General features: G+C 71.6%; 17 protein-coding genes. 9 read left to right on the forward strand and 8 right to left on the reverse strand.

What is annotated here, in order from left to right:
- Positions 1 to 119: 119 nt before the first annotated feature.
- The 3 genes from ACFVH5_RS38220 to ACFVH5_RS38230 are packed head-to-tail and all read right to left on the reverse strand — an operon-like array spanning position 120 to position 5535.
- Positions 120 to 2381, reverse strand: a complete 2262-nt coding sequence (locus ACFVH5_RS38220; protein WP_385838311.1) for a bifunctional serine/threonine-protein kinase/ABC transporter substrate-binding protein — start codon at positions 2379 to 2381, stop codon at positions 120 to 122.
- 35 nt (positions 2382 to 2416) lie between these two features.
- Positions 2417 to 4741 carry a bifunctional serine/threonine-protein kinase/ABC transporter substrate-binding protein gene (locus ACFVH5_RS38225; RefSeq protein WP_385838297.1) on the reverse strand — a complete coding sequence of 775 codons (2325 nt, stop codon included), beginning with the start codon at positions 4739 to 4741 and terminating at the stop codon, positions 2417 to 2419.
- Positions 4738 to 5535 (reverse strand): hypothetical protein, encoded by a 798-nt coding sequence (locus tag ACFVH5_RS38230; protein ID WP_385838298.1) that lies wholly within the window; start codon positions 5533 to 5535, stop codon positions 4738 to 4740. Before ACFVH5_RS38230 ends, ACFVH5_RS38225 begins: the two co-directional genes overlap by 4 nt.
- A gap of 265 nt (positions 5536 to 5800) precedes the next feature.
- Here ACFVH5_RS38230 and ACFVH5_RS38235 point away from each other — a divergent pair, with 265 nt between their 5' ends.
- The 3 genes from ACFVH5_RS38235 to ACFVH5_RS38245 all read left to right on the forward strand — a co-directional run bounded on the left by ACFVH5_RS38235 (position 5801) and on the right by ACFVH5_RS38245 (position 8098).
- Entirely contained in the window at positions 5801 to 6115 is a 315-nt protein-coding gene (locus tag ACFVH5_RS38235) for a DUF6412 domain-containing protein (protein ID WP_385838299.1), read from the forward strand.
- Positions 6116 to 6303: 188 nt separating this feature from the next.
- The gene (locus ACFVH5_RS38240; protein WP_385838300.1) at positions 6304 to 7089 is read left to right on the forward strand and encodes a YidC/Oxa1 family membrane protein insertase; all 786 of its coding nucleotides are present in this window, start codon (positions 6304 to 6306) and stop codon (positions 7087 to 7089) included.
- 151 nt (positions 7090 to 7240) lie between these two features.
- Complete coding sequence (locus ACFVH5_RS38245) at positions 7241 to 8098, forward strand: fumarylacetoacetate hydrolase family protein (RefSeq protein WP_384805114.1); 858 nt, start codon at positions 7241 to 7243, stop codon at positions 8096 to 8098.
- A 146-nt stretch (positions 8099 to 8244) separates the two neighbouring features.
- Here the strand turns inward: ACFVH5_RS38245 and ACFVH5_RS38250 are convergent, their stop codons facing one another.
- Together ACFVH5_RS38250 and ACFVH5_RS38255 are read right to left on the reverse strand one after the other, a co-directional pair.
- Positions 8245 to 8727, reverse strand: a complete 483-nt coding sequence (locus ACFVH5_RS38250) for a heme-degrading domain-containing protein (protein ID WP_385838301.1) — start codon at positions 8725 to 8727, stop codon at positions 8245 to 8247.
- Positions 8724 to 9845 carry a Gfo/Idh/MocA family oxidoreductase gene (locus tag ACFVH5_RS38255; RefSeq protein ID WP_385838302.1) on the reverse strand — a complete coding sequence of 374 codons (1122 nt, stop codon included), beginning with the start codon at positions 9843 to 9845 and terminating at the stop codon, positions 8724 to 8726. Before ACFVH5_RS38255 ends, ACFVH5_RS38250 begins: the two co-directional genes overlap by 4 nt.
- A gap of 118 nt (positions 9846 to 9963) precedes the next feature.
- On the opposite strand from ACFVH5_RS38255, the gene ACFVH5_RS38260 reads away from it, so the two are divergent.
- From ACFVH5_RS38260 to ACFVH5_RS38285, 6 genes are all read left to right on the forward strand, one after another.
- Entirely contained in the window at positions 9964 to 11079 is a 1116-nt protein-coding gene (locus tag ACFVH5_RS38260; RefSeq protein ID WP_385838303.1) for an ROK family transcriptional regulator, read from the forward strand.
- A 133-nt stretch (positions 11080 to 11212) separates the two neighbouring features.
- Positions 11213 to 12073, forward strand: coding sequence for a hypothetical protein (locus ACFVH5_RS38265; RefSeq protein ID WP_385838304.1), 861 nt, complete (start codon positions 11213 to 11215; stop codon positions 12071 to 12073).
- A gap of 158 nt (positions 12074 to 12231) precedes the next feature.
- Positions 12232 to 13011: an HAD-IIA family hydrolase gene (locus ACFVH5_RS38270; protein ID WP_384805104.1), complete on the forward strand. Its 780-nt coding sequence runs from the start codon at positions 12232 to 12234 to the stop codon at positions 13009 to 13011.
- Positions 13012 to 13111: 100 nt separating this feature from the next.
- Positions 13112 to 13744 carry a hypothetical protein gene (locus ACFVH5_RS38275; protein ID WP_385838305.1) on the forward strand — a complete coding sequence of 211 codons (633 nt, stop codon included), beginning with the start codon at positions 13112 to 13114 and terminating at the stop codon, positions 13742 to 13744.
- A 6-nt stretch (positions 13745 to 13750) separates the two neighbouring features.
- Positions 13751 to 14437: a class F sortase gene (locus ACFVH5_RS38280; RefSeq protein ID WP_385838307.1), complete on the forward strand. Its 687-nt coding sequence runs from the start codon at positions 13751 to 13753 to the stop codon at positions 14435 to 14437.
- A gap of 419 nt (positions 14438 to 14856) precedes the next feature.
- On the forward strand, positions 14857 to 15876 hold the full coding sequence (locus ACFVH5_RS38285) for a glycoside hydrolase family 6 protein (RefSeq protein ID WP_385838308.1): 1020 nt from the start codon (positions 14857 to 14859) through the stop codon (positions 15874 to 15876).
- Between the two features lie 81 nt (positions 15877 to 15957).
- Here the strand turns inward: ACFVH5_RS38285 and ACFVH5_RS38290 are convergent, their stop codons facing one another.
- The 3 genes from ACFVH5_RS38290 to ACFVH5_RS38300 form a co-directional block, all read right to left on the reverse strand.
- A complete protein-coding gene (locus ACFVH5_RS38290; protein WP_385838309.1) occupies positions 15958 to 17895 on the reverse strand; it encodes a galactose oxidase-like domain-containing protein in 1938 nt (645 codons plus the stop codon).
- Positions 17896 to 17995: 100 nt separating this feature from the next.
- Positions 17996 to 20023 (reverse strand): glycosyltransferase family 2 protein, encoded by a 2028-nt coding sequence (locus ACFVH5_RS38295; protein ID WP_384805094.1) that lies wholly within the window; start codon positions 20021 to 20023, stop codon positions 17996 to 17998.
- Positions 20024 to 20335: 312 nt separating this feature from the next.
- The gene (locus ACFVH5_RS38300; RefSeq protein WP_385838310.1) at positions 20336 to 21046 is read right to left on the reverse strand and encodes a FadR/GntR family transcriptional regulator; all 711 of its coding nucleotides are present in this window, start codon (positions 21044 to 21046) and stop codon (positions 20336 to 20338) included.
- Positions 21047 to 21232 lie beyond the last annotated feature (186 nt).

Consider the following 21232-nt stretch of genomic DNA (forward strand, 5'->3'; position numbering starts at 1 on the left):
CAGAGCCAAGTACGTCCAGTACGAGGCTCTGCGCCCGGCACGGCGAGAGCACGCACCTGACGCCGCCCGGCCGCCCTCCGGGCGACGACGGGAATGGTCAGACAGGCCCTAGCCCTCGGTCAGGGTTTCCCCACCTTGTCGAAGTGGCCCAGGAAGACCGGAGCGCCGTTCCGCACGCGGTGCAGGAACAGGCTGTTGACCCAGCGGAACTCGTGGGTCACCGGGTCGAACTCGATGGTCTTGGCGAGGCCCCGGTGGGTGGTCCCGCGGAGTCTGCGGACCATGGCCCCCCGTTCGGGCCCGACGCTGCCCAGCTCGCGCATGGCCTGGGCGACGAAGAGCACCGCGTCGTACGCCTCCACCGCGTACCGCTCGACCGTGCGTACCCCGAAGCGTTTCCGGTACGTCTCCACGAAGTGTGCCGCGGCCGGCAGCTCGGCCGGGTCCACATAGGTCGTGCTGATCACCCAGCCCTCGGCCGCCGCGCCCGCCTCCTCGAGGAACGCGGTCTGCAGTACGGGTTCCGGGGCCATGCGCGGGCCGCGGAACCCGGCCCGTGCCAGGGCGCGGGCGCAGCGGGCGGCCCGGTGCGGTGAGGTGCCGGCGTAGATGACGGCCTGGGCGTCCGCGGCGAGCAGGGCGGCGGCGACCGCGTCGAAGTCCTCGCTGTCCGCGGGGACGGTGTGGGTCGTGGTCGTGCCCTGGGAGGGCGGGTACGCGCTCACGTCCTTGACGATCTGCCAACTGGCCCTGCCCGCCGCCCGGTCGTCGACGAGCGCGGTCCTGCGGCTCTTCTCGGCGTGGGTGAGGTACTGGATGAAGGGCGTCGCCAGGGCGTACTCGTCGGGCCTGAGCTGGAAGTACGCGCGGGTGGTGGTCGTGGAGTACAGATCGGCGCCGGAGGAGACGGACACGATCGGCAGCAGGGCCTTCTCGTAGCGGGCCACGGCGACCTCGGACGCGGCGGCGCCGGTCGCGGCGATGACGGCGTACACGTCACGGTCCGCGACGAACCCGTCGGACACCTTCTCGGCGCGCTTCGCCTTCCCGCCGTCGTCCAGGACCTTCAGCGCGAGGTCGAAGGGGCGGCCCTCACGAAGGGAACGGGTCCCCCGGGAGCGGGATCCGCCGGGCCGGGAGTCGCCGGTGCCGGATGCGAGGGCGCCCGAGTTGAAGTCCGACACGGCGATCCGCGCGCCCCGTTCCTGGGCCCGGCCCGTCGCCCGGTCCGGGCCCGACAGGTCGGCGTGCAGGCCGATGACGTACCGGGGGAGCGGTCCCGAGCGTGCCGAGCCGTCGCGGCCGGACGCGGACCTGGCGGCGGCCCGGGCCGCGAGGCCGCCGCCGGTCAGGACGACCCCGGCCGCCGAGCCGAGTGTCAGCACGCGGCGCCGGGAGAGGGCGGGGCGGGCCGGCTCCGGTCCGTCGTCGGGCTGTACGAGCGTGACGGGGCCCGAACCCGGTCCCGGGCCGCGGTCGGGGTCCGGGTCGGGCAGGGACAGGACGGCGGACGAGCGTTCCGCGATCAGCCGGGGGAGCGAGGGCGGCAGCCAGTCGGGCTCCGGGCCGCTCTCGTCGGTCAGGCTGTCCCGTACCTCCTGCGCGGTGGGCCGGGCCCGCGGGTCCTTGGCGAGGCAGGCGGCCAGCAGCGGGACCAGGGTCCACGGCACGGCGTCCAGGTCCGGTTCCTCGTGGACCGTGCGGAAGATGACGGCGGCCACGGTGCCGGTGCCGAACGGGCGGCGGCCGGTCGCCGCGTACGCCAGCACGCAGCCCAGCGAGAAGACGTCGCTCGGCGGGCCGACGCCGTCGCCACCGGCCCGTACCCGCGCCTGCTCGGGCGAGAGATAGCCGGGCGAGCCGATCACCACGTCGCTCGCGGTCAGCGCGGTGGCACCGGCGGACCGCGCGATGCCGAAGTCGATCAGCCGGGGTCCGTCGAGGGCGAGGAGGACGTTGCCCGGCTTGACGTCCCGGTGCACCAGGCCCGCCGCGTGCACCTCGGTGAGCGCCTCGGCCAGCCGCGCGCCCAGGGCACGTACCGTACGGTCCGGCAGCGGCCCGTGCAGGGCGACGGCCTCGGCCAGCGACGGGCCCGGTACGAAGGCGGTCGCCAGCCAGGGTTCGCGGGCCGCCGGTTCCGCCGCCAGGACCGGCACCACCCACCGCCCGGTGAGCCCGCCCGCCGCCTCGGCCTCGCGGCGGAAACGGGTCCGGAAGTCGTGGTCGGCCGCGTACTCGGCGCGGATCACCTTCAGGGCGACCAGCGTCCCGCCCGCCGAACGGGCCAGGTAGACCACGCCCATGCCGCCCGCGCCGAGCCGGCCGAGCAGCCGGTGGCCGCCGACGGAGAGCGGGTCGCCGGGCCTGAGCGGGCGCAGTCCCGCGAACCCCTCCGCGTCCGGTCCGCTCACCACTACACCTTGGAGGGGGCTTCGCCGAGGTAGCGGAACCTGCCGCCCTCGACCTGGTGCAGGAAGATGCCCCAGCCGGCGAACGTGCCGTCCTCCGGCTTGAAGGAGAACTGCTTGGTGATGCCCTTGTAGCGGCTCGCGCGCAGCAGCTCCACGAGCTTTCGGCGGCTCGGGGGACGGGCGGGAACCCGGGTGTTCTCGGCGTTCGTGGCCTTCAGCAGCTCCTGGATGACGAGGTTGACGGTGTCGTACGCCTCGGCGGCGTAGTAGCCGGGCGCGGCGTCGTAGCGCTTGCGGAACGCGGCGGTGAAGGCCTTCGCGGCCGGTACGGCGGAGGGGTCGACGAAGGACGCGGTCATCAGCCAGCCCTCGGCGGCCTCCCCGGCGCTCTTCAGGAACTCCGGGTCGATCACGGCCTGCGGGGCGAACCGCGGTCCGTCGAAGCCGGCCGCCGCCAGTTCACGGGCCACCCGGGCGGCGCCCGGCGCGTACCCGGCGTAGACGAACGAGCCGATCCCGGCCCGCAGCATGTCGGTGACGACGGGCCCCATGTCCTTCGTGCCCGCCGGGACCACCCGTGGGTAGGCCGGGCGGCCCAGACTGCGCATCATGGTGGCGTTGATCCCGGCGGACTCCTGGGCGTACGTCTGCGCGGTGCGGTCCTGGAGCAGGCCGGGGCGCAGCGCTCCGGCTCCCGGTCCCGACCGCTCCGCGTTCTTCGTACTCTTCGTGCTCTTCGTGTGCTTCATGAGATAGACGCTCATGGGGAGGGAGAGGGCCGCGTCGCTGGGGCGGCAGTGCACGAAGGACCGGTACTCCTTCGAGGTCAGGAGCAGTCCTCCGGCCGAGACCGACAGCAACGGCAGCAGGGCCTCGTCGTACGTGCCCAGGATCGCGCGCGCCGCCTCGTCGCCGGTGGGACCGAGCACGGCGAGCACGTCGGTGTCCTGGATCAGCTTCTTGGCCGCGGCCGGCGCCCGCCCCGCGCTGCCGCCGTCGTCCACGGCCTTCAGGTCGAGCGCGAAGGGCTTGTTCTTACGGGAGTTGTACTGCTCGACCGCCAGCCGGGCACCCCGCACCTGCGCCTCGCCCGCCGTCCGGAGGGGACCGCTCAGATCCGCCTGGACGCCGATGGCCCAGCGACGGGTCCCCGAAGTACCCGGGTCGTCGTCGCGCAGGGCAGCCCAGGCCGCGGTTCCGCCCGCCGCCAGGACCAGCGCCGCGCCGGAGGCGAGGAGCAGCCGTCGGCGGCCGGGCGACGCGGGCTCCGCCGCCAGGTCCCTGGTCTCGCCCGAGCCCCCTGAGCCCACCGTGCTCTCCGCGCCCCCGGCGCCCTCCGGGGCCGGGGTTCCGGCGGCCGTCGGCTCGATGTCGGGGAGCGCCAGCATCTCGGCCGAACGGTCGGCGATACCCCGTACGACGTCCTCGGGCAGCCAGGCGATCTGCTCGCCCCGGGGGACCGCGTCCTCGACCAGCAGGACCGTGTCGATCTGTTCGGCCGTCGGACGGTCCGCCGGGTCCTTCGCCAGGCACAGGCGCAGCAGCGTCAGCAGGTCGATCCCGCCGGCGTGACCGGTGGAGTCGTCGGAATCGGTGGAGCCGGTCGAGTCGGCGGGGATGCCGGACAGGTCGGGTTCGTCGTGGACCGTGCGGTAGAGCAGCGCGTCCGCCGTACCGGAGCCGAACGGCGGGCCGCCGCTCGCCGCGTACGCCAGCAGACAGCCCAGCGAGAAGATGTCGCTCGCCGGGCCCACCGCCGCGCCCCGCGCCTCGGCCTGCTCGGGGGAGAGGAAACCGGGCGTGCCGACGACCAGGTCGGTCGAGGTGATCGCGGTCCCGTCGGTCGACCGGGCGATCCCGAAGTCGATCAGACGGGGACCGTCCATGGCGAGCAGGACGTTGGCGGGCTTGACGTCGCGGTGGACCAGCCCGGCCGCGTGGACCTCGCGCAGCGCGGCGGCGAGCATCCTGGCCAGGGCGAGCACGCTGCGGGCGGGCAGCGGGCCGTGCCGGACGACCGACTCCTCGAGCGAGGGGCCCGGTACGAAGGCGGTGGCCAGCCACGGCTCGTCCGCGTCCGGGTCCGCGCCGGTGACCGGCACCGCCCAGGGGCTGCTCACCCGGCGGGCCGTCTCCACCTCGCGGCGGAAGCGGGCACGGAAGTCGGGCTCGTCCGCGTACTCGGACCGGACGACCTTGACGGCGGCCAGGGCACCGGCCTCGGTACGGCCGAGGTAGACCACGCCCATGCCGCCCGCCCCGAGCCGGGCCAGCAGCCGGTGCCCGCCGATCCGGGCGGGGTCGGTGGGGAGCAGCGGCCCGCTCACTGCGGTGCCTCCAGTTCGGTCTCGACGCGGCTCAGCATCTGACCCGCTCCCTGTCGCAGCGCGGAGTCGACGTCGTCCTGGGAACGCCCCTTCGCACCCCGGCCCACGACGGCCACGGTGACCTGGCCCAGCCGGCTCTGCACCCAGTAGTAGTAGTGAGGGCCGCCGAGTACGTCGCTGTAGTACTTGCCGCCCTCCGTGAGCGAGTCCTCGGAGGTGAAGTTGGCCAGCAGACCGTAGGCCGCGCCCTGCGAGAGCAGTCCGGTGATCCGCTCGCCGCGCCGGAGCTGCTGGTCGGGACAGCGCAGTGCCTCCTCCAGCGTGCCGGCCATCTCCCAGTCGGCGTCGTCGACGGTCCGGTGCACGGTGACGACGGCGGTGACGCGGATCGGGCCCTTGCCGCCCTCCGCGGGCAGTTCGCTGTTGCGGGTGAGGCTGGCGAGCGCCGTCGCGGGCAGGGGCTCGCGCTCCCACACACAGTCGGAGTCGAGTACGGGCCAGGAGCCGGGGTCGCTCTCGTACGGGCTGCGCCGTACGAAGCCGGGGCCCCAGTCGGCGGGCGTCGCGGCGACCGTGCGGGCCAGGCGCAGGCCCTCGGCGCGGGACTTCGGCAGACGGCCGGGATCGGGGGTGAACCCCAGGGTGGTGGCGCTCGCGCTGGGGGCGGCGCCGGTGGTGCCGGTGCTGGTGGGGGCCGGGCTCGGGGGTGATCCGGAGCGGGTGGCCTCGGCGGACCCGTCACCTCCGGTCCCCGAACAACCTCCCAGGCCCCCCAGTAACAGCCCGGTTGCCAAGACACCCGTCAAGAACCGCACGGGTCTCCGGTATCCCATCAGCGCCCCCCACTCCGCACACGCGTTCCCCGCAGGGAGGGTATCGACTATGCCCCCGGGGTACCACGGGTCTGCTGGAGTCCGTCCGACGGGTCCCGGAAGCCGATCCTGTATAACGGCAGGAGGCCATGGAGCGCGAAGAATCCGCGGACCGTGGCGGAACAGAGCGGATCATGGCGAGCCGTCGCGGAACAGAGTCGCGGAACAGAAGGGGAGGGAGCAGCCGATGACACGGACCTGGGCGCAGTTGAAGCCCGCCGTCCTGCTGCTCGTCCTCCTGCTGCAGGTGGCGCTCCTGGACACCGGCAGCCTCTCCGGAGCCGTCGCCGTCACGTTCGCGGCGACCGCCGCGGCCGGGTCCGCGCTCGCCGCCTGTTCCCTGATCTCCTCGCGCCTCGCGCCCGCCGTGCCCCGGACCCGGGTCCGTACGGCCATGCGCGACCGTGAGCAGCGCACGGCGTTCCTGCCGCAGCGCGATCCCGACGCCCGGGGGCGCAGGCGTCCCCGAGCCCCGGGCCGGTCCCTCCCGACGGCCGCGTAGGGACTTCGCAGCAGCGCTCACCCGATCCTCCTGATCGTGTTCCTCCTGCTCCTCCCGTTCCTCCTGCCTGCGCAGTGCCCCTCGCGGGCCGTCATGCCGACGCACGTCACGTCCCACCCCGACGCACGTGCCGCCACGTCACATCTCCTCGGCATCGACGCACCACGAGACCCACGGAGGGCTCACCCATGTTCGCCACCTTCATGTCCGCTTTCGCGAGCCTCGTCGAAGGGCTCGCCGATCTGCTCGGCCCGCTCTTCCACGACTCGGCGACGGCCGCCGCGATCGTCCTGTTCACCGCGTTCGTACGGCTCCTCGTGCACCCTCTGTCGCGGGCCTCGGCGCGCGGACAGCGGGCACGGGCCGCGTTGCAGCCGCGGATCGCCGAGCTGCGCAGGAAGCACGGCAAGAACCCCGAGAAACTGCAGAAGGCGGTGATGGAACTGCACGCCGCGGAGAAGGTGTCCCCGCTCTCCGGATGCCTGCCGAGCCTCTTCCAGCTGCCTGCCTTCTTCCTCCTCTACCACCTGTTCTCCAACTCCCGGATCGGCGACGAGGCGAACTCCCTGCTCACCCACAAGCTGTTCGCGGCGCCGCTGGGCGAGCGGTGGGCGGACGCGCTGGGCGACGGCGGGGTCCTCGGGGCGCAGGGGCTGGTGTACGTGGGGCTGTTCGTGATCGTCGCCGTCGTCGCGACCTTCAACTACCGCCGGACCAAGCGGACGATGGCCGCGAGTGCGGCGGCGAACGCGGCCACCCCGGCCTCCGGCGACGGGCAGCTGCAGGTGCCGGGGATGGGCGCGATCACCAAGGTCATGCCGCTGATGTCCTTCTTCACGCTGCTCACCGTGGCGTTCGTGCCGCTGGCCGCCGCGCTGTACGTGGTGACCAGTACGACGTGGAGCGCGGTCGAGCGGGCGGTGCTGTACCGGGACATGCCGGGGGCCGTGCCGGCCGCCGCGGTGCTGGGCTGACGCCTGCGCCGGTGCCGGTGCAGGCGCCGGTGGTTACGGTCCAGTCCGTGAACCGGGTATTGCGGACTGGACGCCGACCTTGGAGGATCGACCAGTCCTCCGATGGCTGCACCCATCGGTCGGCCGCCCGCGATCAAGGGAGACACTGCTCATGAAGCTGCTGCGAGTCGGTACGGCGGGGGCCGAGCGTCCCGCGCTGCTCGATGCCGACGGAGTTCTGCGGGACCTGTCGGGCGTCGTGCCGGACATCGACGGGGCGCTGCTCGCCGACGACGTGGCGCTCGGCCGGATCCGTACCGCCGCCGAGGCCGGGGAACTGCCCGCGCTCGACGCGGACGGACTGCGGGTCGGGCCGCCGGTCGCCCGCATAGGCAAGGTCGTCTGCATCGGCCTCAACTACCACGACCACGCGCGGGAGACGGGGGCCGAGCCGCCCGCCGAGCCGGTCATCTTCTTCAAGGCCGCGGACACGGTGGTCGGTCCGCACGACACGGTGCTCGTACCGCGCGGCTCGGTCAAGACCGACTGGGAGGTCGAACTGGCCGTCGTCATCGGGCGTACGGCGCGCTACCTCGGCTCGCGCGAGGAGGCGCTCGCGCATGTCGCCGGATACGCGGTCGCGCACGACGTGTCCGAGCGGGAGTTCCAGATCGAGCGCGGCGGGACCTGGGACAAGGGGAAGAACTGCGAGACGTTCAACCCGCTGGGGCCGTGGCTGGTGACCGCCGACGAGGTGCCCGATCCGCAGGCGCTCGGGCTGAAGCTGTGGGTGAACGGGGAGCTGCGGCAGGACGGCAGTACGGGCGACCAGATCTTCTCCGTCGCGGAAGTGGTGCGGTACGTGAGTCAGTTCATGACTCTCTATCCCGGGGATGTCATCAATACCGGGACGCCCGCGGGGGTTGCTTTGGGGATGCCTGAGCCGAAGCCGTTCCTTCGGGCGGGGGATGTCGTGGAGTTGGAGATCGGGGGGTTGGGGCGGCAGCGGCAGGTTTTCGCTCCTGCGTAGGCGTTTCACTCGGGGGCGGGGAACGTCGGCGCGTTGTCGGCTGCGGAGCCGTTCCACTCGGGGGCGGGGAACATCGGCGCGTTGTTGTCTGCGGCGCCGTCGTGGCTGGTCGCGCCGTTCCCCGCGCCCCTTGGGGGCTGCGCCCCTTACTCGGTCAGGAAGCGTGTCAGGGCCTCTACCACCATGGCGTGGTCCTCCAGTTGGGGGAGGCCCGAGACCACCACCGTGCCGATCACGCCGGTGTCCTTCACCGTGATCGGGAAGGCTCCGCCGTGGGCCGCGTACGTGTCGGGGTCCAGGCGGGAGGAGGCCTCGAACGTCGTGTTCTTGGCGCGGAAGCGGGTGCCGACCAGGAGGGACGAGGCGGCGTAGCGTTCGACGACCCGGCGCTTGCGGTCGATCCAGGCGTCGTTGTCCCGGGTCGAGCCGGGCAGCGCGGCGTGGAAGAGCTGCTGGCCGCCGCGGCGGATGTCGATGGCGACGGGTGCCTCGCGCTCGCGGGCCAGCTCGACGAGGAGCGAGCCGAGGGCCCACGCGTCGTCGTGGGTGAAGCGGGGGAGCGTCAGGCGGCGCTCCTGCTCCTCCAGTTCGGCGACGGTCGGGGCCGTGGAGGGCGTGGGAGTGCTCACAGGGTCACCGTCACGTTCTCACGGGCCGAGCGGTACGCGGCTTCCAGGACGTCCAGGGCCGCGGCTGCCTCCAGCGCGGTGACCGGGTTCTCGCCGGTGCCGCGCAGGGCCTCGGCGACCGCCGCGTAGTACGCGGGGTACGCGCCCGGCACGGTCGGGACGGGAGTGCCGCCGCCGGTCAGCGGGGACTCGCCCGAGCCGACGCGGCCCCACAGCTCCTCCGGCTCCACGCCCCACTCCTTCTCGCCGCCCGCGACCGGGCGTCCGCCGTCGCGCAGGGTGGCTTCCTGGGGGTCGAGGCCGTACTTCACGTAACCGGCCTTCGAGCCCAGCGTCCGGAAGCGCGGGCCGAGCTGGGCCGTCGTCGCGGAGGCGTAGAGGTGGGAGCGGACGCCGTTCGTGTGCGTGATCGCGATGAACGTGTCGTCGTCGGCCGCGGCGCCGGCGCGGCGGACGTCCGACTCCGCGTACACGGTGGCCGCGGGGCCGAAGAGGACCAGTGCCTGGTCGACCACGTGGCTGCCGAGGTCGTACAGCAGACCTCCGATCTCTGCGGGGTCGCCGGACTCGCGCCAGCCGCCCTTGAGTTCGGGGCGCCAGCGCTCGAAGCGGGACTCGAAGCGGTAGACGTCGCCGAGTTCGCCGTCGGTGATCAGCTTCCGGAGCGTCAGGAAGTCGTTGTCCCAGCGGCGGTTCTGGAAGACGGAGAGCAGCAGGCCGCGTTCGTCGGCGAGGGCGGCCAGTTCGCGGGCCTCGGCCGCCGCGCCCGCGATCGGCTTGTCGACGACCACCGGCAGGCCCGCTTCGAGGGCGGCCCTGGCGATCGGGACGTGTGTCTTGTTCGGGGACGCGATGACGATCAGGTCCAGTTCGTCCGCGCGCTGCCAGAGCTCGTCGGGGGACGTCGCGAACCGTACGCCGGGGAACTCGTCCCTCGCCTGCCGCTGCCGGTCCGGGTTCCCCGTGACGACCGTGTCGAGGACGAGGCCCTCGGTGGCGGCGATCAGCGGGGCGTGGAAGACGGAGCCCGCGAGGCCGTAGCCGACGAGGCCCACGCGGAAGGGGCCTTCGCGGCGGGAGTCCGGGCGGAGGGAGGTGTCAGCACCTGTGCCAGTCATGCCCTCCACTTAAACAACGCTGTTGCCAAAGTGCAAGCGCGGGGGACAATGGGGTGTGGGACGCGACGGGCGCACCAGCGCGTGGAGCGGCGCGGCGAGCAGGGTGGAGGAGTGCCGAGTGGCTGGGATCAGGGCCGCGGGACCGGGCGGTGCGGTCAGCGGGGTGAATCTGCTCTCGCTGCGCAGCCACAATGCCGCGCTGCTGCTCGACCTGCTGCGCAGGGCCGGGCGGGCCGGGATGAGCCGTCTCGAACTCGCCGAGCGCACGGGGCTGACCCCCCAGGCCGTCAGCAAGATCACCGCCCGGTTGCGCGAGGACGGTCTGATCGCCGAGGCGGGCCGGCAGGCCTCCACGGGAGGCAAGCCCCGGACCGCGCTGCGGCTGGTGCCGGAGGCCGGGCACGCGGTGGGACTCCAGGTCGACCGCGACGAACTGCGCGCCGTCCTCGTCGACCTCACGGGCGAGGTGGTGGCCGAGCGCCGGGCCGCCCTCGACCTCGGAGCGGGCGCGGAGGCCGTGCTGGACGTGGTCGTGGACGAGGCCCAGGTGCTGGTGGAGGGGCCCTCCAGGGCCGCCGTCCTCGGCGTCGGCGTCGCCATGCCGGGGCCGCTCGACCACACGCACGGCGTGCTGCACCGGGTGACCGGGTTCCCCGAGTGGGACGGGTTCCCGCTGCGGGACGCCCTGGCGCGGCGGCTCGGGGTGCCCGTGGTGCTGGACAAGGACACGAACGCCGCGGCGCTCGGACTGGCCGTCGGCGGCGAGGTCGGAGCTTTCGCCTATCTGCATCTCGGTACGGGACTGGGGGCCGGGCTCGTCCTGGGCGGGTCCGTGCACCGCGGGGCCCGTACCGGGGCGGGGGAGTTCGGGCACCAGGTCGTCCAGCTGGACGGGCCGCCCTGTCCGTGCGGCAACCGGGGCTGTGTCGAGGCGCTCTGCCTCGCGGCGGTCGCCCGGGGCGACATCGACGGGGCGGCCCGTGTCCTCGGCGAGGGCGCCGCGAACCTCGTCGGGCTGCTCGACATCGACCTCGTCCTGCTCGGTGGCCGTACGGTCACCGCGGAGCCCGAACGCTTCGTACGCGGTGTCGGCGCCGTGCTGGACACCCGGGCCCGGCGTGAGGGCGCGAGCAGCCCCGTACCGGTGCGGATCGCGCCCGGCGGCGCGCGGGCGGTCGCGGAGGGCGCGGCCCAACTGCTGCTGGCCCCGCTGTTCGGACGGACACAGGACTGAGCGACGGCAGGCACCCCGGGGGCAACCGGACGTGCCCCGCACCCCCGACCGGACGTACCTGCGCCCCCGAACGGCCCCCGCCCCCGCGCGCCGCAGCCGCCACCCCGCGCCCCCGTGGCAGGGTCCCGTGTCCATGCGACTGAGCAAGCCCCTGTCTCTCGCCGTGACCGCTGCAGCCGCCCTCACCTCCGTGCCCGCCGCACCGGCCTTCGCGCAGGTCTCCGCCCAGGCCCTGCCCGGGGCCGGACCCACCTGCGCCACGTCCGGGAAACGGGACTTCCCCGTGCGCACCCGCATCCACGGCGGCCCCGACGCCTACGAGGCCGGCGGCGGATTCCGGATCTGGTACATCGACCTCACCAACACCACCGACGCCCCCTGCGAGAACGTCCACCCGGTCGTCGTCCTCGTGGACAGGAAGCGGGCGCTGCGGCCGGAGCAGCCGCGCCTGGAGTTCTACGACGGGGACCGGCCCCACGCCGTGACCTTCGAGCGGACCGACGAGGACGAGCACATCGGCGTGCTCGGCTCCGCCGGGCCAGGCCCTTCCGCGTCGGGCTCCCCGGCGCCGGACTCCGCCGGGGAGGACGGCTTCCCGGGGTTCACCGTCGCGCCCGGCAAGACCCTCTCCGTCAAGGTGCGGCTCGCGGTCACCTCGGACGCGGTGGCCAACGACGTCGTCGCCAACGCGGCCGTCGTCCAGCGGCACCAGGACGACGGCGCCTGGGTGGGCCAGTCGAACGACTACCGGTTCCGCATCGTCGGGGGAGTGCCCGGGGCCGAGGAGACGGGCGAGCCGCGCGGTGACACCGGCGTCCGGGACCGGGACCGGCGGGGCGCCGCCGACGGCGTACCGGACGGGCTGCCGTTCGCCGAGGAACTGGCCGGTACGGGGCTCTCCTCGCCCCGCGCCCTCCTCGCCGCGGCCGGCGGCGCGCTGCTGCTCCTCACCGCCGGGGCCGCCGCGCTGGTCGTGGCCCGCCGCAGACGCTGAGCCCGCGCCCCTCCGGCGTCCCCTCCCTCCTCCTCCCCTCCTCCCCTCCTCCAAGATCCAGCGGATGGCTAGGCTGGGGGCGTCGGCACACGGCTGTGACCGGCGACGCCGGCGCACCCGCACGGCTCACGCAGAACGCGTACGGCAGGAGACGGCACATGGCAGAGCGCAAGCCCATCGAATCGTGGCTCACCGACATGGACGGGGTGCTCATCCACGAGGGTGTGCCCATCCCCGGCGCCGACGCCTTCATAAGGAAGCTCAGGGACTCCGGGAAGCCTTTCCTGGTCCTCACCAACAACTCCATCTACACGGCCCGCGACCTGCACGCCCGGCTGCGGCGGATGGGCCTGGACGTGCCGGTCGAGAACATCTGGACGTCCGCCCTGGCCACCGCGCAGTTCCTGGAGGACCAGCGGCCCGAGGGCTCCGCGTACGTCATCGGCGAGGCCGGTCTGACCACCGCGCTGCACGACATCGGGTACGTGCTGACCGACCACGACCCCGACTACGTGGTCCTCGGCGAGACCCGCACGTACTCCTTCGAGGCGATGACCAAGGCGGTGCGGCTGATCAACGACGGCGCCCGTTTCATCGCCACCAACCCCGACGAGACCGGCCCGTCCGCCGAGGGCGCGCTGCCCGCCACCGGCGCGGTCGCCGCGCTGATCACCAAGGCGACCGGCAAGCAGCCGTACTTCGCGGGCAAGCCGAACCCGCTGATGATGCGGACCGGGCTCAACACCATCGGCGCGCACTCCGAGACCAGCGCGATGATCGGCGACCGCATGGACACCGACGTGCTGGCCGGTCTGGAGGCGGGCATGGAGACCTTCCTCGTCCTCACCGGTCTCACAACGAAGGCGGAGATCGAGAAGTACCCGTACCGCCCGTCCACGATCGTCGACTCCATCGCGGACCTCGTCGACCGCATCTGAGCCGGCCGTACGGGCCGCCACCCGTACGGAGCAGCGGGCCCCCTCCCCGGATGCGCCCGCCCGGCCCGCGGAGGACGCTCCAGATGTCTGGAGGTTCACGATGGGTTCACTGCGACTCGCTCTCTGTGCCGGTGCGGCGGCTGCCGCCGCACTCGCCCCCACGGCGTACGCCCCCGCTGTGTCCGCGGCCGACGGAGGTGTCCGGGTGACCCCGGGGTCCCCGGCTCCCGGCAGCGACATCCGGCTGCGGGTCCAGGAGTGCACCGGGCTGACCGGCACCGCCGCGTCCGCGGCGTTCGTCGCCGACGCGCGGCTCACCGGGGGCCGGGGGGACCTCGCGGGCGAGACCCGTGTCCGCTCGACGCTCGACCCGGGCACGTACGACATCGAGGTCACCTGCGACGGCTTCGGGCACAAGGTCGAGGGCACGGTCACCGTCGCCGACAAGAAGCAGCGCGAGAAACAGGAACAGAAGGAGAAACGGGAGCGGGAGGAGCAGGAGCAGAAGCGGAAGCAGCCGGACGGCTCGGCCGCCGCCTCGCCCGCCGCGCCCGCGTCCCCCGTCGCCCCCGTGCACGCGGGCGGTGGCGGTACCTCACGGCTCGCCGCCGCCGAGGCCAGGTCGGAGGGGCCCGGTACCCGGCACGCGGTCGTCGGACTCGTCCTGGCCGGGGCCGCCGCCGTCGCCGTGGCCGTCAGCAGCGCCCGGCGGGGCCGCCGCCGTACGGACTGAGGGGCCATGTCACCACGCACGCACTCGGAACACCGGGAACACACGGCGGGCGCAGGCCGGCTCCTGATGGGGGTCGCCTGGGCGCTGCTGCTGCTCGGACTGTGGCTGTGGGGCCGCGAGGTCACCGACATACGGCAGGGCATATCCGCGCCGACCACCGGCGACATGGCGGCGGTCGGACGCCCGCTCGGCGTCGAACTGCCGCCCGCGGTGAAGCCGCTGGGCGACGCGCGGCCCCAGCGCGTGGACGTACCCGCACTGGGCGTACGGGCCCCCGTGGTGAGCCGCGGCCTCGACCCGGGCGGGGCGATCGAGCCGCCGCCGTACGGACAGCCGGGGACGGTCGGCTGGTACCAGGACGGGGTGCGGCCCGGGGCGGCCGGGACCGCGCTCCTCGTCGGGCACGTGGACACCGAGACCCGGCCCGCGGTCTTCTACCACCTCAGCGAGATACGGCCCGGCGCGGCGGTCCGGGTGGTCCGGGACGACGGCACGGTCGCCGAGTTCACCGTCGAGGACGTACAGGTCTTCGCCCGCGACCGCTTCGACGCCCGGAAGGTGTACGGGGCCCGGCAGACCGGGCGCGCCGAGCTGCGGCTCATCACGTGCGGCGGCTCCTTCGACCGCACGAGCCGCACCTACACGGCGAACGTGGTCGTCTCCGCGTACCTCAGCGGGACCCGTCACGGATGACGGGCGGCAGCACCTGGCCCGGTCGACGACCCGCTCCCCCCGGAGCCGTCGACCGGGCTGGTCCTCGACCGTGCGCGCACGGGCTGCGGGAGTAACCCGGCGACCGGCACGGGAGGTTCAGGGTCCCATCCGCGGACGGGCGGATGGCCGGACAGCCGGGGGCCCGGGCCGTCTGAGACGACTCTAGAACGGATGAGCGCCCCGGCCTAGGGGCTGAATGACGCCAAGTCCCAGCACGGTGGCGCTGCGTTATCCGTGCAGGTGGCCGCAGCGTCCGGGCAGGTCCGCGGAACCCCGCCGCTGTCCGGCCGTTCAGCGCTGTAACAGCTGGCCGCCAAGGCGTGACTGTGCTCGTGGGCGGCCCGACACGTATGTCAGGATTGGTACTTCGGACGGTGCACCCGAGGGGGAGTTTTTCGATGTACGGGAGCAGGGGGGCCGGGGCCAGGGCGTCCGTGGCGGTGGCCGGAGCTGTGCTGCTGCTCGGGGCGTGTTCGTCCTCGGGCGACGACGGCGACAAGGACAAGTCGGGCGCCAAGGTGAGCCAGCAGCCCAAGGAGAAGGATCCGTTCTGGGTCAACCCGGACGGGAACGCGGCCGAACAGGTCGCCGCCTATGCGAAGGACGGCAAGGACGAGAACGCCGAACTGATCCGTACGATCGCCGAGCAGCCCACCGGGCAGTGGCTGACTCCGGAGAACGCGGAGCAGGAGGCGCGCGGCTTCACCGAGGCGGCGGCGAAGGCCGACCGGGACGCCCTGCTCGTCGTGTACAACATCCCGCACCGCGACTGCGGCCAGTTCTCCAGCGGCGGCGCCGCCGACGGCAACGCGTACCGGACCTTCATCGACCAGGTCGCCAACGGCATCGGCGACCGGGCGGCCACGGTGATCCTGGAGCCGGACGCCGTGCTGCACATGGTGGACGGCTGCACCCCGGACGAGTTCCACGAGGAGCGCTACGACCTGCTCCGGGGCGCGGTGGAGAAGTTCAAGTCGCTGAAGAACACCAGGGTCTACCTGGACGCCGGCAACGCGGGCTGGGGCAAGCCCGACGACATCGCCGAGCCGCTGAAACTGGCGGGCGTCGAGAACGGCGACGGGTTCGCGGTCAACGTCTCCAACTTCTACAAGACGCCCGACAGCACGAAGTACGGCAAGGAACTGTCGTCGAAGGTCGGCGACAAACCGTTCGTGATCGACACCAGCCGCAACGGCAACGGCCCCTACACGGACGGCGACCCGGAGGAGAACTGGTGCAACCCGCCCGGTCGCGCACTGGGCGAGACACCCACCACGGACACGGGTGACGACCTCGTCGACGCCTATCTGTGGGTCAAGCGGCCCGGCGAGTCCGACGGCACGTGCAAGGACGGACCGAAGGCGGGCCAGTGGTGGCCGGAGTACGCGCTGAAGCTCGCGAAGGCGAGCAAGCAGTGACTGCCAGTAGGTGAGTCGTACGTGACTGGGGGCGCCCTCCTTGTGCGGAGGGCGCCCCCAGTCACGTACGCACCACGTCCGTCAGGGGATCTTCACCCACTGGGCCTTGCTCGGGGTGCCCTGGTCGTCCGTCACGAACAGCATGTACCAGCCGGACTCGACCAGGTTGCGGCTCTTCGGGACGGTGACCTCGATGCCGTCCTGCGTCTTCTCGAAGTCCAGCGCGATCGACCGCTGGTCGACGTCGGTGACGTGCGTCGACGCGCTCGGCCGGATCAGCCGGGCCGACTTGATCGACGAGGAGTGCTTCGACGTGAACGTCGCCGACCCGCCGCGCTCGACGGTCTTCGGACCGCCGGAGAGCGTCGGCCGCGAACCCTGGAACAGGTACGGCGGCGTGTAGATCTCCACGCGCTGCTCGAACTTGCCCGGCTTGGTGTTGGCCTTGTCGGCGTAGAGCGAGTCCGAGCCGAAGAACATCACGCGGCCGTCGGGCAGCAGGATCGAGCCCGAGTGGTAGTTGCGGCCCACCAGCGGATCGGCGACCCGCTTGAACTCGTTGGTCTTCGAGTCGTACATCCGCGCCTGCAGGATGTTGGTGTCACCGCGCCCGCGGTAGTCCTCCGAGCCGCCCGACACCAGTACGTCGTCGTCCGGGAGGATCGAGTACTGCGGGTAGCGCGTGCCCTTCTCCAGTTCGGGACCGTCGACGAACTTCGGGTCGTCGGCCAGCAGGTCGATGATGCGGGTCTTCTTGCTGGACAGCTTGGACTCGCCGACCCCGCCGCCGCCGATCACCATGTACTTCTCGTCCTGCGCGGGCGGCAGCAGCACCGTGCCCGCGGTCTCCAGGCGCTTCGGGTCGGACATGCCCTTGAGCTTCTTGAACTTGTTCGTCTCCAGGTCCCAGACGCCCGGGTCACGGCCGACGTCGTCGGGTCCGTAGCCGGCGTTCGCGCCCGAGTAGAACAGCTTGCCGTTCTGCATCAGGGAGATCGCCGGGTAGGTCGGGAACTGGCGGACGCCGTCGGTGTACGTCCACTTCTTGGTCTTCGGGTCGTACACCTCGTTCTTGCCCGGTACCAGCTGGCCGATCTCGTCCAGGCCGGAGAGGCTGAGGATCTTGCCGTCGGAGAGCGTGGTGAGCGTCGGGTACCAGCGCGCCTCGTTCATCGGGTCGACCTTGATGTACTTCTCGGCGACCGGGTCGAACTCGTAGGCGTCCCGGATGCCCTGGAAGTCCTTCTTGTCCAGGGCGAGCTTCTGCGCGATGCCGTACGTGTTGCGGGCGTCGGCGCCCGAGAGCCCCTGCACGCGGTAGTTGTCCTGCGTGCCCGTCTCGTACTTGGAGCCGCTCTTCTGCGCCTCGACGTAGATCCGGCCGAGGCCCGGTTCGTTGCGCAGGAACTTGCCGGTGGCCGGGTCGAAGACCTTCTTGGCGCGCTCGACGACGACCGGGTCCTTCGACACGAACGTCTTGCCGTTCTCCTTGCCGGAGAAGCGGGTGCCCGCGGGCAGGGTGATCGGCTCGTCGGGGTTCTCGTTGTGGACGACCATCAGGCCGCCCGCCTTGGTGATGTCGCCCTTGAGCTTCTCGTAGCGCTTGGTGCCGCCGGCGATCAGCAGATTGCCGTTGGGCAGCTGGGTGTGGCCCGTGCAGAACAGGTCGGCCGGCGTCGGGACCTTCTTGATCGTCTTCTTGACCGGGTCCCAGACGCGGGTGTCGAACTTCTTCGCGTCGAAGTTGTCCTGGTTGTTCCCCGAGCCGGCGATCAGCAGGATCTTGCCGGTGTGCAGCAGCGCGGCGTGAATGGTGTTCAGCCGGTACTTCTCGGGGAACTCGACGATGTCCCACTTGCCGTTCTCGGCCTTGTACTCAGGTCTGTTGATCTTGTACTCGTGGTACTGCTCCGACCCGAAGCGGTAGAGCGCGGGTCCGTTCATCCCGGCCAGCGCAAGCACCACCGCCGCACCTATCGCGATGCGGCGGGCACGGCGGCGGCTGGAACCGTCTTTCACTTGAATTCCCGTCTAACTCGACTGACTTGGCCGGCGCGGACCAGGCCTCGTCCCTGGTCCGGCCCCTGGGGTGGGATACGCGGCGCGGAGGCCGCGCATCTCATTCCCCGGACGAACGGTGCCGGCCTCCGAGGGAGATCTGCACGGTCTGGTCGGTGCCCCCGCCCGACGCCCAGCTCGGCTTGTGCTGGGGCGCGTGCTGCGGCGCCCCGTGCTGCCCGTGCTGGGGCGCGTGCTGAGGCGCCTGGGACTGCTGCGGCTGGAGGGGGATCCGGCTGTCGTACACGGGCGCCGGGGCGGCCGGGGGCTCCTGGGGGGAACCGTGCCGGTGCTTTCTCCCCTTCTTGTCCTGCCGCATCATCCAGCGCCAGGCGAACATCGGCGAGGCCGTGATGAGGAGCGCGAACGTCGCCCAGATGATCATCGCCGGGTGGGCGTGGCCGTAGACGAAGCCCGCGGTGATCGAACCGCTGAAGATCGCGATGAAGTACCAGTGGTACCGGAACGTCCCGAACCAGGTGTCCGGGCTCGCGGAGTCGCCCTTCGGGGTCACCACGAACTTGCTCTTGCGGCGCAGCATCGAGTCGATGAGGGCCTTCGCGTACAGCGGTGCCGACAGCGCGGACATGATCATGCCCGCCACACCGCCGGAGCCCTCGGGCTCGTGCGGCGAGACGTTGTGGCGGCGGTTCCAGACGTAGAGGCCGATCTGCAGCGCCGAGGCGTTGCCGTAGAGCATCAGCCAGATCGCCGGGTCGATGTTCACACCCGAGGCACCCAGACCCAGGAACAGGGCGCAGCTCAGCGCGGCCAGGATCCAGTTGAGCGCCGACATCGGGTAGAAGATGATCATCATCGTGTAGTTGAAGAACTTACTCGGCGGCAGCGAGTAGGCGCCCTTCCAGTACTGCTTGAGGATCGTCTCGTACGTACCCCGTGACCAGCGCATCTGCTGGGTGAAGAAGTCCGTCCAGGCGTTCGGGCCCTCACCGACCGCGAGGACGTCCGGGGTGTAGACCGAGCGCCACTTCTTGCCCGTCGCCGGGTTCTTGTGGCGGTGGATCTCGAAGCCGGTCGCCATGTCCTCGGTGATCGAGTCGTACAGGCCGCCGATCTGCTTCAGCGCCTTGATGCGTACGGCGTTCGACGTGCCCACGAACATCGGCGAGCCGTACGCGTTGCCCGCGCGCTGGATCAGCGCGTGGAACAGGAACTGCTGCGACTCGGCGGCCTTGGTGATCGGGTTGTCGTAGTTGCCGTAGACCTGCGGGCCGATCACGAAGCCGATGTTCGGGTCGCGGAAGAAGCCCAGCATCCGCTCCAGGTAGTTCGGCAGCGGGACATGGTCGGTGTCGACGCTGGCGAAGAAGTCGTAGTGGTCACCGTGCGCGTCCAGCCAGGCGTTGTAGTTGCCGTGCTTGGTCTTGGCGCGGTGCGGGCCCTTCTTCTGGTTCCACTTCGCGACGCCCTTGCGGGAGAAGTGGTGCACTCCGAGGCGCTCGCAGACCGCCTTCACCTCGGGGTCGTCGCCCTCGTCGAGGAGCCAGACATGCATGAGGCCGCGGTGCCGGATCCGCACCGCGGCTTCCAGGGTCTTCGTCACCATCTCCAACGGCTCCTTGCCGGGCACGAAGGAGGTGAGGAAGGCCACTCTGGTGCCGGTCTCGGGCACCACCGGGATCGGGTCGCGGGCGACCAGCGTGGCGTGCGCGTTCGACAGCACGTTCATGCAGCGGAACAGCTCGATCAGACCGATCGAGACGAGCATCACCATGTCGAGCGCGGGCAGGAAGTCGTACGCGGGATAGTCCCGTTCGGTCCAGTGCGTGGGCTGCAGCAGCCAGGCCAGCAGCACCAGCGAAAGGAGCGGGGCCGCGCCCAGCATCAGGGCGGCGCGCAGCCGGTGCGGCTCCTGCGAGAGCAGCGTGCGGTACTGCACCTTGTACGGCTTGGTCGGGTCCGGCTGAGTGAGAGGACCCGCGAGCCGGCTGTAGTGCTCGTAGTCGTATCTCGGCAGGTTCTTCTTGATTCTGCGGAAAGTGCCGGTCCGCGTCTGTGACGGCACCCTCAGCTGGGTGGTCTCGGACGGGTCGGAGTTCTGCCGGGCGCCCGTCGGCGTCGACGTCATGAGTCATCCCCCCACACGCGAGTTTCCACGTGCTCGTTGTTCCCTTCGCCGGCCGGTCCCCCTGAACCCGCACTGGCGTATCAACAGCAGGCCCCCGTCACCACATCATCCACACACCTTATAGACATGGCGGAGCGGCCTTCCGGTTGCATGATGCCCCCCTCGACATCCGTTCATTGACAGGGCCCCAATCCCCGCCTTCGCACGCAACCGCTTTCATGCCCCCAACTGCTCTGTAACCGCAGCCTCTTGTTGCCCAGGGTTCTATGCCGTTCGTCATGATCGCAAGATGCGAAACACGGTGTTTACCGGTCATACGCGCTCATTGGGGAGCCTGCTGGTCTCGTTCGGTACCGTTGCTGTCAACCGCGTACGGATGTTGCCGAAGTGTTCTCTTATCGCGTCCTCGGCCCGCCCCGGGTCACCGGAGCGCACCGCGTCGAGAATCTCCCGGTGCTGCCGGCAGGTGACCTTCGGATCCTGCGGAAGTTCCACGAGATCCGTGCGTACGCGGTGGAAGGCGTCCCAGAACGCCTCCAGGAGTTCACTCAGCAGAACGTTGCCCAGACTCCGGTAGAGGGTGGCGTGAAACGCGCGGTCGGTCTCGGCGAGACCCGCTCCCGCGGTGGCCTCGGCCTCCATGCGCCCGACCAGCGCGTCCAGGACGGCCAGATCGTCCGGCGGGACGTTGCCCGAGACGCGTGAGACCAGGCCGGTCTCCACGGCCTCGCGCAACTGCAGGAGCTGCAGGAGGCTGTCCTCGCCGCGGTAGTGCCCGGCGACCGTGCGGAAGGCCAGGCCCTCGATCATCGGGGCCATGGACATCGGGCCGACGTAAGTGCCGAAGCCGTGCCGGATCTCTACGATGCCCATCGCCTGGAGGGCCTTGAGGGCCTCGCGCACGGAGTTCCGGCTGGCGCCGAGCAGCTCCATGAGGTCGGGCTCGGTCGGCAGTACGGCGCCCGAGGGCAGCCGACGGTCGATGATGAGCTTCTTGATCTGCTCCTGGAGGTCGCGCGCCATGGCGAGAGGGTAGCGGGCCGTAAGGGTTCGGCCATACGCGAAGAGGCTCCCCGCTTCTCGCGGGGAGCCTCTTCGTTACTTATCTTGCCCTGCTGGTGCTTCTTCTTGCTTCTTGTGCGCCGCCAGGGACTCGAACCCCGGACCCGCTGATTAAGAGTCAGCTGCTCTAACCAACTGAGCTAGCGG

The sequence above is a fragment of the Streptomyces sp. NPDC127119 genome (assembly GCF_042677425.1).
In the GTDB taxonomy this organism is placed as follows: domain Bacteria; phylum Actinomycetota; class Actinomycetes; order Streptomycetales; family Streptomycetaceae; genus Streptomyces.